This is a genomic window from Nocardia fusca NBRC 14340, assembly GCF_001618425.1.
In the GTDB taxonomy this organism is placed as follows: domain Bacteria; phylum Actinomycetota; class Actinomycetes; order Mycobacteriales; family Mycobacteriaceae; genus Nocardia; species Nocardia fusca.
This window is the reverse complement of record NZ_BDCU01000078.1, coordinates 1-12,775: the sequence shown is the minus strand read 5'-3', so window position 1 is coordinate 12,775 and position 12,775 is coordinate 1. Positions and strand designations below refer to the sequence as shown.

General features: G+C 66.4%; 12 protein-coding genes. 6 read left to right on the top strand and 6 right to left on the bottom strand.

Features of this window, described 5'->3' with window-relative positions:
* Positions 1-247 precede the first annotated feature (247 nt).
* Positions 248-601 carry a winged helix-turn-helix transcriptional regulator gene (locus tag NF4_RS35795; RefSeq protein ID WP_063131823.1) on the bottom strand — a complete coding sequence of 118 codons (354 nt, stop codon included), beginning with the start codon at positions 599-601 and terminating at the stop codon, positions 248-250.
* 60 nt (positions 602-661) lie between these two features.
* Here NF4_RS35795 and NF4_RS35790 point away from each other — a divergent pair, with 60 nt between their 5' ends.
* The gene (locus tag NF4_RS35790; RefSeq protein WP_063131822.1) at positions 662-1,423 is read left to right on the top strand and encodes an SDR family oxidoreductase; all 762 of its coding nucleotides are present in this window, start codon (positions 662-664) and stop codon (positions 1,421-1,423) included.
* 48 nt (positions 1,424-1,471) lie between these two features.
* Here the strand turns inward: NF4_RS35790 and NF4_RS35785 are convergent, their stop codons facing one another.
* The gene (locus NF4_RS35785; RefSeq protein WP_198165607.1) at positions 1,472-2,647 is read right to left on the bottom strand and encodes an alpha/beta hydrolase family protein; all 1,176 of its coding nucleotides are present in this window, start codon (positions 2,645-2,647) and stop codon (positions 1,472-1,474) included.
* A 485-nt stretch (positions 2,648-3,132) separates the two neighbouring features.
* Between NF4_RS35785 and NF4_RS35780 the strand changes: the two genes are divergently transcribed.
* Entirely contained in the window at positions 3,133-4,335 is a 1,203-nt protein-coding gene (locus tag NF4_RS35780; RefSeq protein WP_232330810.1) for a glycosyltransferase family 87 protein, read from the top strand.
* Positions 4,336-4,429: 94 nt separating this feature from the next.
* Here the strand turns inward: NF4_RS35780 and NF4_RS35775 are convergent, their stop codons facing one another.
* The gene (locus NF4_RS35775; RefSeq protein WP_063131820.1) at positions 4,430-4,633 is read right to left on the bottom strand and encodes a hypothetical protein; all 204 of its coding nucleotides are present in this window, start codon (positions 4,631-4,633) and stop codon (positions 4,430-4,432) included.
* A gap of 35 nt (positions 4,634-4,668) precedes the next feature.
* Between NF4_RS35775 and NF4_RS35770 the strand changes: the two genes are divergently transcribed.
* Both NF4_RS35770 and NF4_RS40225 read left to right on the top strand, forming a co-directional pair.
* The gene (locus tag NF4_RS35770; RefSeq protein ID WP_084533848.1) at positions 4,669-5,340 is read left to right on the top strand and encodes an HIT family protein; all 672 of its coding nucleotides are present in this window, start codon (positions 4,669-4,671) and stop codon (positions 5,338-5,340) included.
* A 310-nt stretch (positions 5,341-5,650) separates the two neighbouring features.
* On the top strand, positions 5,651-6,289 hold the full coding sequence (locus tag NF4_RS40225; RefSeq protein ID WP_084533847.1) for a nucleoside deaminase: 639 nt from the start codon (positions 5,651-5,653) through the stop codon (positions 6,287-6,289).
* A 1,577-nt stretch (positions 6,290-7,866) separates the two neighbouring features.
* On the opposite strand, the gene NF4_RS35760 is transcribed toward NF4_RS40225, so the two are convergent.
* The 3 genes from NF4_RS35760 to NF4_RS35750 form a co-directional block, all read right to left on the bottom strand.
* Positions 7,867-8,649, bottom strand: a complete 783-nt coding sequence (locus NF4_RS35760; RefSeq protein WP_063131818.1) for an AAA family ATPase — start codon at positions 8,647-8,649, stop codon at positions 7,867-7,869.
* Complete coding sequence (locus NF4_RS35755; RefSeq protein ID WP_084533844.1) at positions 8,646-10,154, bottom strand: TnsB C-terminal domain-containing protein; 1,509 nt, start codon at positions 10,152-10,154, stop codon at positions 8,646-8,648. Before NF4_RS35755 ends, NF4_RS35760 begins: the two co-directional genes overlap by 4 nt.
* 343 nt (positions 10,155-10,497) lie before the next feature.
* Positions 10,498-11,061, bottom strand: coding sequence for a histidine phosphatase family protein (locus tag NF4_RS35750; protein ID WP_157120799.1), 564 nt, complete (start codon positions 11,059-11,061; stop codon positions 10,498-10,500).
* Positions 11,062-11,115: 54 nt separating this feature from the next.
* Here NF4_RS35750 and NF4_RS35745 point away from each other — a divergent pair, with 54 nt between their 5' ends.
* Together NF4_RS35745 and NF4_RS35740 are read left to right on the top strand one after the other, a co-directional pair.
* Positions 11,116-11,925 (top strand): 2-phosphosulfolactate phosphatase, encoded by an 810-nt coding sequence (locus NF4_RS35745; RefSeq protein ID WP_063131816.1) that lies wholly within the window; start codon positions 11,116-11,118, stop codon positions 11,923-11,925.
* Positions 11,926-12,206: 281 nt separating this feature from the next.
* Complete coding sequence (locus NF4_RS35740) at positions 12,207-12,725, top strand: GNAT family N-acetyltransferase (protein ID WP_063131824.1); 519 nt, start codon at positions 12,207-12,209, stop codon at positions 12,723-12,725.
* The last annotated feature ends 50 nt before the right edge of the window (positions 12,726-12,775 follow it).

The window sequence follows — 12,775 nt, the reverse complement described above, 5'->3', positions numbered from 1 at the left end:
ACTGCTCGACAGTGTGCGAGTTCATCTCTCGGGGTGCGCGCCGCCGGTCGCGGCAAACACCCGTACGCCACCAATTGCTCTGTGTGGCACCGGAGATCCGTGGATTACGTTCCGCGCGTTATCCTTGCACTCGTCGCCGTCACGGTCACTAATCGATCCGGAACGAACTCCAACCACGGCAACCGCGTATCTGCCAGACCGCTACCCCTCCGGCCCGAGTTGCCGCGACCGCACTCGCGGAGGCGGTTCAGGGCCAGCGGAAGTCGTCGGGCCGATCGGTCCAGACTTCCGACCAGTCCCACAGCGGTTGCAGGGCTTCCCCGAGGCGGACCCCGGCGATGGTCAGTTCGTAAGAACCCTTCGGGCCATGCTTCTCCAGCAGCCCGGCTGCCTGAAGCTGCTGGAGCCGGTTCGACAACATGCTCGACGAACAGTTGCCCATCCGGCGGCGCAGTTCCAGAAAGCCGAGCGGCCCGGGTTCGAGCTCCCACACCACCCGCAGCATCCACCGCTGCCCCAGCAGCTCGATCGCCGCCAGAACCGCCGCGTTGCCGGCCTCATCATCCGACCCGGCGGGGCCGCGATCATTTGCGCTTCTCATTTCGAAGCACCATAGTTGCTTCTCGATTAGAAGCATCCGGGCGAGTGAGGAGAACACCCGATGGACCGAGCGGACACATCCCCGCGACGAATCGTGCTGGTGACAGGCGCCTCACGCGGTATCGGCGCCACCACCGCCCAGCAACTGGCCGCCCCTGACACCCACGTCCTGGTCAACTACCGCGAGAAGATCAAACGAGCGCAGACGGTGGTCGACGCGATCAACCGTGCCGGCGGCAGCGCCTCGGCGGTCGGGGCGGACCTGTCCGACGACACCGCGGTCACCGAGATGATCGACCACGTCCGCGACCGGTTCGGCCGGCTCGATGCGCTAGTGCTGAACGCCTCGGGCGGACTCGAACGCGGCGCCGCCCCGGGCTACGCCCTGCGCCTCAACCGCGACGCCCAGGTGCGGCTCGCCACCCTCGCCCTGCCGCTCATACCGCCCGGCGGGCGGATCGTGTTCGTGACCAGCCACCAGGCGCACTTCCACACCCACGGTGGTCCGCTGCCCGACGGGTACGAGCCGATCGCCGCGAGCAAACGCGCCGGCGAGGACGCCCTGCGCTCTCTGATCCCCGAATTCACCGACCGCGGTGTCGGGTTCGTCGTGGTCTCCGGCGACATGATCGACGGAACGATCATCATCCGGCTGCTGGAACGCCGCGATCCCGCCGCGGTCGCCGCCCGCCGAACTCACGGACCACTGCCCACCATCGACGACTTCGCAGCGGCCATCGTCGCCGCGATCGACACCCCCGCCCCCAGCGGGCACACCTTCCTCGTCGGCGGGCACGACTATCTCACCACCACGACACGCTGAACCGCTGGTGCTCGATGCGATGACAGCTCGTTGGGGTGATCGATCGAGTCAGGGGTGGGGCAGCATTTCCGGTTGCGCCAGACTGGTGAGGGTTTCGACGATGTCTGTTCCGATTCGCCCGAAGACGGCGTCGAAGTAAGCGCGCAGGTAGTCGCGCTGCAGATCGATCGACCGGTCCGGGTCGATACTGCCCACAGTCCGGGTCGCGGTGTCCGCGGGTATGAGGCCCGCCGCGGCGAGTTGCGGCAGGATCGCTTGCTGGTCACAGAAGGACATGTGCTCGGTGCCTTCCACACGCAGCGGGATTTTCAGCCCGGTGTTGTTCGGCCAGCCCGGCTGCCAGCCCGGATCACCCGACCACGGATAGCTCCCGCTGGCCAGCATCAACAGCGGCCGGTCGAGGCCGTCGGCGGCGACCGAGCCGAGGATCGGACCGTCGAGGTTGACCCCGGCGCGGATCCGGGGGTCGTCGTGGATCGCCTGGGCGGTGGTCGATCCGCCGAGTGAATGGCCGAACATCCCGACCCTCGACAGATCCAGGTGAGCGGCCAAGGCAGGCGGAAGTACCTGCTGCGGGTCCTGTCCGCCGGCGAATTCGGCGAGCCTGTCCAGCACGAACCGGGTATCGGCTACCCGGGTCGGTAGCAGGAGGTCGCGTAGCACTTCCTGCGGAGAGTCCAGCGGCACCTCGGTCACTGTTTCCCGGCCGTCTGGGAAGTGGACCGAGAACGCTTCGTGGGTGTGGTTGATGGCCACCACCGCGTAGCCGTGGCTGGCGAGATCCTCGGCTTGGGCGGTGCTCCAGCCGGTGGTGTCGGTCATCCCCGGGGAATTCAGCACGACCGGAAACCGGCCGTGACCGGGCAGAGCGGGCGCGTCCTGGTGACTGTGGCCGGGCGCCAGAGCCCAGCTGCCCGCCGGCGCGCCGAGTTCGTCGAGGTAGGTGTTCTGCGCCTGCCGGCCGCCGGGCGGCATCCACGGCGCCGCCGACGCCCCGCGATCCACGATGGCGGGATACCAAACCTGGACCATCAACTCCCGACGCTGATCCGGATGCCACGGATCAGCGCGCCCGGAATCGACCAGATGCATTTCGGTGACTCCCACCGAATACGGCCCGGTCGGCACAGGAAGCGTGAGCGCCACCACGGCGGCCGGCGCCACAGGATCGGTATGCGCCACACCAGCGCTACCCGTGGCGGCGGCCAAGACGACAGCCAACATCAGCCCTGCTCGCCGTAAATTCATGCGCTTCAACGCAACCCCCGAACCACGCCGCTGTTGGCCAGAACCCTACAAGATCGGCAGCCACGCCCTCACGGCAAGGGCGTGAGTGTTCATGAATGGACGGTTATTGGACGACATCCTGCAGCAATTTTCGCTGACCAGCGATTATTGCCGCACCAGCTGTCCAAGAATGCATTGGTTAATGAACACTCGGGCTGAAACGGACGCGCGGGCGGGAACGGCCAGGTTGCGCGAAGCGGTCGATCGGCGTGGTGACAAGGTGGTGTCACACGACTGTGGTGCCGCCATGGGCCGCGTGGCGTGGGGCGGTAGAGCACAATCGAGCGATGTCCGGGAGGGTGAGCGCGTTTGGCGCGCGACTGAATGGGGAGTCATCCGCGCTGCGGGGCTTGGTGAGGAATGACGATCCGGTATCGGTGGGTCAGTTGGTCCGGCGTATAGCGTGGCCGCTGGCTGTGGTGATGGTCGTGAGTGGGGTGGTGCGCGGTCTGAACCCCGGTATCACCGACGACTTCAATCCGGTTTACGACGCGGTCGTGGCCTTTCTGGACCATCACCCGGTCTACGACGGGAATCTGACGTGGGTGAACCCGCACTATCTGTACTCTCCGGGCGCAACACTGCTGCTCTCACCTTTGGGGCTGCTCCCGGAGTCCGCTGCCCGGGTGCTTTTCATCCTCGTCAACGCTGGTGCCTTGCTCGCGGCGACCTATCTGCTGCTGCGCGTGTTCGGTTACTCGCTGCGCTCGCCTGTTGCCCCGATCTGCTACATCGCGGTGTTCGCCTCCGAAGCCACGATCAACACCTTGAACTTCGGAAACATCAACGGGGTCACCTTCCTCGCCCAGGTGGCGTTCATCCGATTGCTGCTGCTGCGGCGAGACTTCGCGGCGGGAGTCGTGCTCGGTGTGACGATCACCGTCAAACCGACCCTGGTGCCCCTGTTGCTGATCGCCGCGGCACGGCGGCAGTGGACGACCGTCGCGACCGCGCTCACCGTTCCCACCGCGGCCATCGCGATCGCATGGCCACTGTCGGTCGACCCGACCGACTACCTTGCCCGCACCCTGCCCTACAGCCTGCAGGCACGGGACTATTTCAACTCCTCCATCGCCGGAAACGCTCTCTACTACGGAATTCCATCGCCGCTGGTGCTGGCGCTGCGGATACTGTTCGCCGTGCTGGTCGCGGTGTCGTTGTGGCTGCTCTACCGCTACTACCGCCAGGACGAGGTGTTCTTCGTCTGCACCGCCACCGGAGTGCTGATGACCGCCGAGTTCCTGCTGAGCACGCTGGGCCAGCAGTACTACTCCATGTTCATCTTCCCGCTGCTGATGACCGTCGTACTTCGCGGATCCCTGGTCCGGAACTGGCCGGCATGGCTGGCCGTGTTCGGCTTCACCGCCCCCGACAAATGGCTACTCCACCGCTGGCCCGACTGGGGACGTAATCTCGAATACCTGCGCGTCACCTTCGGTTGGGCCCTGCTCCTGACCGTCGTGTTCTGCGTCTTGACCGACAGATACCTCACAGCCCGCCGCGACAACCGCCTACCCGGCCACATCGACCCCCCACACCTCGCGCCCGACTACCCACCCCCCGACAGGCCGACGAAACCGCGACCGGCCCCAGCATCGCCGGCCGCATCACAACGGCCATCGTGAAGCAGGCGTCGGCAAGGTGTTCACGAATGGGAGCTTCTTGCACGAAATCGACGGGTGAACATCGCTGAACAGCGACGTGTCCGAGAGCAAGCGTTCAAGAATACATCGGTGAATGAACAGCCGGCTCTGGGTGATACCGCGATTCCTGCAGTCGCCATGCCGGTTCATCCTCGATGAGGTGGAGCCGCCGAGCCAGATCGGAGGCGAACACCTGTTGTTGCGGGTCGTCCTCGTCGCGCGTGGAACGGGTGTTCGTCGGGTCGCAGGACATGGCGCGGATCATCGCCCGCAATGCCATGGTGAACCAGGGGCGCGAAATGGTTGGGCATCAACATGAGCCGCCTGACCTCGCCGGCGACCATGCATGAGATCGAAGACCCCGCCGAACCACGAAATGGAGCGACAGTAGTCATGGAGCCACAGAACATATCGGCACAACGCCTCGGAACAGGGAGTTCCAGCACCGTCGGCGGTAGGCCGACCGCGACGATCGATACCTCCGCCTATGCAGACAGAATCCAAGCCGACAACGCCGCCGGCCGGTGTTTCATCTGCGAACTGGCCGACGAGCAGACAACTCGCACGCGCGAAACCGTCGCCTACCGTGACGAACACTGCATTGTGTTCTTTCCGCCCTGGCCTCGCCTCTACGCCTACTGCCTGCTCGCGCCCCGCCGCCACGCGACGAATGTAGTCTCGGACTTCACCGAGGACGACTACCTCGCACTCCAGCTGCGCGTCCATCGCCTCGGTCGGGTCCTCACTCAGATCACGCCTACCGAGCGCCTCTACGTGTTCAGCTTCGGCAGCATGCAAGGCGTCGCACACGTTCATTGGCACCTGGCGCCGCTCCCGCCCGGGACGCCCTTCCTCGAACAGCAGTTCGCCGCAGTCGATAAACCCGACTACCTCGTCATCGAGAAGGCAGAGCTCGACGAACTGGCACAGAGGATCGGAGCCGGCATGGCCGCCTTGGGCCCGCCGAACAGCGGCCCGTCGAGCTGAAGAAGACACAGAACCAACCTGCCGTTCTCGACCGGCCGTGCGGGCTCGGCTGATCGCCGGTCTCGAAGTCTGGACTGGAGATCCTGTCGAGGCGGCATGAGGTATGGGTTTGTCGGCGGCAGTGTTCACAGACAGAAGGTTGTTGGACAAAATCAATCCGACCAGCATCGCTGAACAGCGATTACTCCGGGCGCATCTGTCCAAGAATCATCAGTTTATGAACAGTGGTGGAGGCTTAGGGCCTGAACAGCATCGACCACGTCGATGCAGAGAGCGCAGCAACTGCGAATGATGATGGCATCCTCGTGGTGTGGCCGCGCCGGTGGAGCTGACAGCGTTGGAGTTGCCGTGGAGGCTGGCCCTGGAGCAGGGGTGGGAAGCATTCCGTGCGGGCAATCCTCCGGTCGGTGCCGTGCTCACCGATGCCGAGGGCACAGCCGTCGCGCTCGGGCGGAGCAGGTTTCACGACCTGGACGGCCCGCCGGGGCAGCTGGTGGGAACGGCGCTGGCGCATGCGGAAGTGAACGCGCTCGCCCAGCTGGCACCCGGCGACCACACCGGATGGACGTTGTGGAGCTCGCTGCAACCGTGCCCGTTGTGTGCGGCAGCGGCCATGACCAGCCGATGCGGTCAGGTCAAGTTCCTGGCCTTGGATCCGATGTGGGCCGGTGCCGAGCAACTCCCGACGCTGAACACAGCGATAGCGGCGCGTTGGCCAGATTTCGAAGGTCCACACCCGGGGTGGCCGGCGGATTGGCAGACAATCTTGTCGGTCGCCTTCCAGACCGCGAACGGCCGGGAGAACAGCGAAGCCGTCCTGTCCCGGGCGCGGTCGGCTCCCCGGGCTGGAGATCTCGGGAAGGAGATAGGACGAGACCGGGTGCGCATTTCCGAGTTCTCCGCACTGCCTCTGTCCGATGCGATCAGCGAAGCTCTTCGCGAACTCTGACTTCTGCAGGGCTCTTCGTTCGGGGAAGGGTGCTCTCTCCTCGATCGGTACCTCTCCGGTGTTCCAGACCCGCCGCTGGAATGTGGGTTCGTTTCGGCGGAACTGGTGTTTGCGTTTCGGCGGGGTGGGCCGGCGTCCGCACCAGAGTGTCCCGGTCTGCCAGAGCCAGCCGTAATGCCAGCCGTGGCGTGCTGGAGTGATCAGCCCGGCCGAGGTGAGCGTGTCGCGCAGGATCTGGCCGAGGGCTCCTATGCCTCCGGTGAGGAGTTTGTCGCTGGGTTCGGGCCGGGTTGTCTGGAACAGCCACGCCGCTTCCAGCAGTGGCCGCGCTGCGGGCGGGACCGGCCAGACGCACAGCGGTGCCGGGTCGGCGATACCGATCGGGCTGGCGTAGATCAGGGCGTCGATGGCGAAGGCGACGCAGGGAATCGCCTTGAGTTCTTTGAGCGTGGCGCCGGTGAACAGCTGAACCGCTGCGGCCGCGGCGTAGGCCGGGTTGACGGTATGGGCGCGGATGCGGTCGGCGACATCCTGATCGACCAGCGTGCTGGTCAGGCCGGGTCCCACGGAGTAGGCCAGGTTCGGTGGCAATTCCAGGTCGACGCCGTGGAGGGCGAGTGCGGTCTGGACACCGCGGAGCCGGGTGACGGTGGTGTTGGCTCCGGGACTGTCGGCGATACTTGCGGCGAGTAGCCGGTACAGGGCCAGGGTTTCGACCCAGTTCGCGATCCCGGTATCGGGTCGCTGCTCGTAGAGCGTGCGCAGGCGAGCGTGCCGGCCGTGCAGGGCTTCGAGTATCCGCTCGGCCACGACGGCGTCCCCAGCGCCGAACCACAGCCCGTCACCGCCATCGGCGTGGGCGTTCTCGCAGGACCGGCCGGTGCGCTCGGCGATCCACGCACAGGTGGTGTCGACTGCCCGGGTGTAGACGGCATCCACGCGCTCGAACCCTCCGGGTGTCAGGCGCGCGGCCGCATCGGACCGGAAAGTGCCGGCGCCAGTATCGGGCACCTGCGGCAGGTCCCGGCTATCCGCCGTTGGGGCGGCAGCTGCCTTCACTGTGGTCGGGCCGAGGATCTCGCCGAGTGCCGTGTCCAGGTCTTCGGTGAGGTGGTGGGGTAGCTCGTTCACCTCGACCGCGCCCCAGCGAATGGGCTGTGGTGAGTGCCAGACCAGGACCAGGTGCAGGTTTCCGGATCGGCGCAGCCGCAATAGCCAGGCGACCTGGTCGGTGGTGAGGGTGTGTGTCCGCAGTATCACCAGGTGCCGGATCCGGTGGGCGTAGAGCCAGGCGAGTACCGCTCGCGAGGCCGGTTCCACCGCGGCTACCTTTTCCGGCACGGTCCGCGCCGATGAGCAACCCAGCACGGCCAGGACATCGGCGGCCAGCGCGAGCCCGGAGATCGTGGCCGGTGTCGGATGCACAGTGATCACCCCGCGTGACAGGTCGTGCGTATCCAGCAGGGCGTGGGTCACCGCGGCGTCATCGCCACCGTCGCGCAGGACGGTGATCGGCGGGCACCCGGGTGTCTCGGCGGCCACCTCCTCGGCGAGGCGGGCGTGCCAGCGGTACTGGTTCATCCCGACAGGCCCGACAGTTTGGAGAACACCCAGCCCATCACCTCCTGGTCCACCTGGTCACGCCGCATGCGGTCCAGGGCGCGCACGGTGTGGGAGGTGATCTTGGCCCAGGCCCGGAAGTTGCCGTGCCCGGCGTGCGTGTCGGCGAAGGCAATGATGTCCGGCTCGGCGTTCTCCCATACCGGGTGGAACGCCGGGATCACGCTCAGCACCTGCTCCGGTGTCATCCGCCGGAATTCCTGCCACACGTACACCCGCGAGGACAGCATCGGCTCGCGGCGCAGCACCTGGTAGCAGTCCCCGCCGCCGACGAACACGATCGCGATATCGGTGCGCTGGTCATCCCACAGGTGGCGCCAGTATTCGAAGCACTCCCGCGACATCCACTGCGCCTCATCACAGACCAGCACCCGGAACCGTTCCGAGAGCACGTCCTTGAGGACCCGGTCGAACTCGATCGGTTTGCGGGGCGGTGCACCGCCGATCGCGAGTGCGTCGAACAGCGTGTGCCGGATATCGCGCGGCGTCGGGCGAGCTCGGAACTGCACCCGGCACACCGTGTCCGGCGCGAGCTCGCGCAGCGTGGCGTTGACCGACAACGTCTTACCGACCCCGGCATCGCCGTGGACACACATCATGGCCTTGGCCTCGATCACATCGGCCAGGTTGTCCTTCATCAGCAGCAGCGCATCGGTGGCCACGATGTGCGCGCCGACAAGGCCGAGGAAATGATCGGCCGCGGCGCCGCCATTCGTGCTGGGGTTCGAGGGTCTGGTCATGAGGGTTTCCTGTTTCCTCCGCTGCGGCGGGGATTGTTATCGGGTCGGATCGGCAGCACCCAGCCCGGCGCCGGCGGCGGCAACGCGATCAGATCCGGCCGCGACCACCGCGCCAGGTCCACGTCCTGCTCCTCGACCCGCTCCCGGCTCGCCTCCGCCGCTGTCATCGCGTCCAGCCGCTGGGCCGGGACCGGTGTCGTCGAGGCGGCATACCGCGTGCGGCGTGCGCGTTCGGCTTTCGACAGGTCCGAGCGCAGCCTCGCGGCCTTGCGGGCCCGAGTGCGGCGCACCGCGGTCTTCGTTGCTTCCGACGCTTGATCAGCGAGTTCCGCGCGTCCCAGGTGGGCGCCAGAATCGGCGTCGAACACCTCGACCTCGTGGTCGTGGTGCGGCATATACCGCAGCCGCACGGCCGCCCCGACTCGCCCGACCATCCACTCCGCCACGTAGTAGCGGCCGCGCCCGAACCCGATGCCTTTGCTCGTGATCTTGCGCCGGCGCCGGTCGTCTTCCAGGGTGAACATCCACAGCCTGTCCTCATCGACCTCGTCGATCGGTGTCGGATCGGCCAGCCACGCCGCCAACGGAGTGCGGCTGCCCAACTCCTCTATGACGTGCTCGCGATTCCACCACCGCACCCACGCCAGCACCTCGGCGACGAACGCCGCGAAGGTCAACGCAGGCTGATCCGGATCCACCAGGCCACCGCTGGCCTCGGTCTGGCGATGCATGTAGCGCGGCAAGCCAGCGAATAGCATCCGGTCGACCGCGCCGTTGAGCGTCTCCACGCTGCCCTTCAAATGCGGTGTATAGGCAGGCAGATCATCCACCGCCACCGCGAACGCACCCATCGCCTCGGCCACCGTCCGCGACAAGAAATCCTTGCCCCGGTCCACCCGCACCATCGCGGGCAGCCCACCCGCCGGTCCGTACGGATCCCTGCGCGATATCGCCGCTCGCAGGGCGGCCAGAATGCTCTCCCGGCTCGGCACCTGCGCGGTCACCGCAACCCCGAGAATCACATCATGCGCCGCGTCGACGAACCACGTCACCCACGGCTTCACCAGCCGGCCCTCGATATCGACCTGCACTGCGGCCTCGACGTGATCGGCCTCCCACACCGCGTTCCGGAACGATGGGGGCCGCTTCAAGAACACATCGAACCGACGACGCGCCTGCTCGCCCTCACGCAACCCGGCCACTTCCCCCGGAGCCAGATCACGCCGGATAGCCCGCTGCACCGTACGAAGGTCCGGCGCCGGCGGGCCCCCACCGGCGGCCTCAGCGACCAGCTCACGATGCAGCGCCGCGGCATTTCCCCGCCAGTACGCCAAACGCACCCGCAACCGATCATCGATGCGAAACCGGTCCCGCTGCACCGGATCCGCCTCCGCTCGCCGGGCAGAGACCCACCGCCACACCGTGCGCTCGGCAACCCCAACCGTCTCTGCGGTCAACCGAACATGGTCGCTGGACAGCGCGCCAGCAGAATCGAGCCGGGCCAATCGGTCCGCAGCAGCTTGCCGCAATGCACGCCTGCTCTCGTCGACCACGCCCGCGGCCTCCCGGAATCGCTGGCCCGCACCACGACACAGCGGGCCACTGGACCACTCTCAGGAAGAATTCGACCACGTACCCACCGGTAGGAAGCCTCTATTCACCGACATTCCGGCGTCACCTGCCCACCAACAGTTCGGTACAGCCCCTCGGGTGCGATAGCCCCGCTAGGACCAAGCCGTCTCGACTTCTCGCCCTCTGGGCCACCCCCTGAGAACCAGGGCTCACAGCAACCTTCAGGACAAGTCGACGGGGCGACCGCCGTTCGCGCAGGTCGCCGCGGCGGAAGGGTCAAAGACCAGGCCCGACAGCGTGGATGCCGCTATCACCGCAGTCGAGCCGGTAGACCGCAGGCATCGGCATCGCGCGATGGAAATCCCAGTTGATACCGGAGCAGCCGAGCCCGAGTAGCGCCCGAGATATGAATGTGCCGTGGCTACCGACGAGAACCGGCTGACCAGCAGAGTCAGTCAGGTCGATCAGGGCGCCGACCGCGCGCTCGGTGAGTTCATTCAGGCTCTCGGCGCCGGGGCGTGCCCGCTGTGGGCGAGCCCAGCTTTCCTCGTAGTGGCGCTCGTAGTCGGGAGCCGGTGCGATTCCCGAATCCCACTCCCGTAGCCGCTCGTCGATACAGATCGGCAAACCGAGCAGTCGGGCAGCCGGTTCGAGTGTTTGCACAGCACGCAGGTAGGGGCTGGACACGATCGCGCTGGGCCTGATGTCAGCGAGTTGATCGGTGAGTCCGATCACCTGGGCCTTACCCGGCTCGGTCAACGGACGCTGGTAGTCACCGGGCCCGGCTGGTGTGGGTGGGACGGACTGGGCGTGGCGCACCAGGACGATCGAGAACCTCACGCGCACAGTGTTCCAGCACTCGGCAACCACTCTCATCATGGCCTCTTCAGCCATATGGTGAATACCGTGGAGTGGGTTGTGCAGTCGGGTGCTGGAGTCCGGGTCGAGTGGGGCCAGGCCGGCGCCCGAACGTTGGGCCCACACAGCGCGGCGCTGGTGGTAGTCGATGTGTTGTCGTTCACCACCGCGGTATCGGTAGCCGTCGACGCCGGGACCGGGGTGCTTCCCTGCCCGTGGCGGGACGGTGGCGCGGAGGAATTCGCGGCACGACATGATGCTGCTTTGGCGGTTGGGCGCCGCGCGATATCACCGGAGCGACCCTGGTCGCTGTCGCCGGCCGCACTGAGGGGCGCACCGGCGCCGCGCCGGTTGGTGTTGCCGTCACCGAATGGCTCGGCGATCGCGGCGGCTGTCTCGGGCGTGCCGGTGGTCGCTGCGTGCCTGCGCAACCCCAGCGCTGTCGCCGCGTGGCTGACCCAACAGGGGTGGGGCACCGCCGACCGGCCGATTGCGATCATTCCCGCCGGGGAACAGTGGCCCGGCCAGGACGCTGTGAGGCCGGCCATCGAAGACTGGGTCGGCGCTGGGATGGTCGTTGCCGCTCTGGTCGAGGCAGGGGCGGCGCCGCTGTCTGCGGAAGCGTTGGCGGCCAAGGCGCTGTACGACGGGATCACCGACGTGCCGGGTCTTGTATTCGAATGCGCGTCAGGCCGTCAGCTGGCCGATATGGGGTTCGGCAACGATGTCGCGGTTGCCACAGAAATGGACACCACCACTACGGTTCCGGTGCTCACCAATGGCATGTTCGTCGATGGCGCCGCCTCTCCCCGCGTCGTCCACCGTGCCGAACAGAGACAGACCTGATCTCTTCTCTCCGACTCCCGCCGCACGGTGTTGATCGCCGAGTACCTGCGTCACTGCTCATCAGGCGGCTGGTCCACGCAGGCTATCGCGGGGTAGAGCCAACTGACACTTTCCTGTCGCGCCCGACTGACATTTTGCTGTCGTCTCTCAACTCGGGTGTGACTCGCAGCAGTAAGTGGCGGTGATCGTGCGTTGTTGCGTGGCGCAAACGACCGCATGCCGAGGTCACTGTTGCGGTGGCCGCCACACTTACCGCTGCGAGGCAGGTCAAGATTGCATATATGGCGATCATCCATCACCCCGAAACCCTGATCGACGAGTTCGTCATCCAGCTCGCTGAAGCTGGCGAGGAGGAAATCGTGCTCGACCTACTCGCTGAGGCGGCGGCGTGGTTGCGCAGCCGTGGCATCGAGCAATGGCCGACTCGCTTTCCTTCGGACTCGGTGAGACGGCAGATCGCCCGAAGGGAAGCACTGCTCGTGAGTGCGGCAGGCCGACCGATCGCTACCCTCGCAATCGCGGACAGCGACAACGAACTCTGGGGAGAGGATAACGCTCCCGCCTACTACGTCTCCAGACTCGCCGTCGCGCGCCACGCGGTCGGGGCTCACCTCGGTTACCGCATCCTGGATTGGATTTCCGACAAGGCTGTTCAGCGCGGCTACCGATATTTGCGGCTGGCCACGGCGAGCAACAACCCTAGGTTGCGGCAGTACTACGAGACAGCTGGCTTTGAACATATCGCGGACCCGCCGCATGCCCGGTGGCCTACAAGTCTCTACCAACGCGACATCGGCTGATGGCTTCACACATTTTGAACTGCGACGACTCTCGTCCGTCTCCCGTGCGC

Bases quoted from the DNA above. Each gene is read 5' to 3' on its own strand.
- NF4_RS35795 (WP_063131823.1), bottom strand. From the start codon at position 601: ATGAGAAGCGCAAATGATCGCGGCCCCGCCGGGTCGGATGATGAGGCC.
- NF4_RS35790 (WP_063131822.1), top strand. From the start codon at position 662: ATGGACCGAGCGGACACATCCCCGCGACGAATCGTGCTGGTGACAGGC.
- NF4_RS35785 (WP_198165607.1), bottom strand. From the start codon at position 2,647: ATGTTGGCTGTCGTCTTGGCCGCCGCCACGGGTAGCGCTGGTGTGGCG.
- NF4_RS35780 (WP_232330810.1), top strand. From the start codon at position 3,133: ATGGTCGTGAGTGGGGTGGTGCGCGGTCTGAACCCCGGTATCACCGAC.
- NF4_RS35775 (WP_063131820.1), bottom strand. From the start codon at position 4,633: ATGGCATTGCGGGCGATGATCCGCGCCATGTCCTGCGACCCGACGAAC.
- NF4_RS35770 (WP_084533848.1), top strand. From the start codon at position 4,669: ATGAGCCGCCTGACCTCGCCGGCGACCATGCATGAGATCGAAGACCCC.
- NF4_RS35760 (WP_063131818.1), bottom strand. From the start codon at position 8,649: ATGACCAGACCCTCGAACCCCAGCACGAATGGCGGCGCCGCGGCCGAT.
- NF4_RS35745 (WP_063131816.1), top strand. From the start codon at position 11,116: ATGGTGAATACCGTGGAGTGGGTTGTGCAGTCGGGTGCTGGAGTCCGG.
- NF4_RS35740 (WP_063131824.1), top strand. From the start codon at position 12,207: ATGGCGATCATCCATCACCCCGAAACCCTGATCGACGAGTTCGTCATC.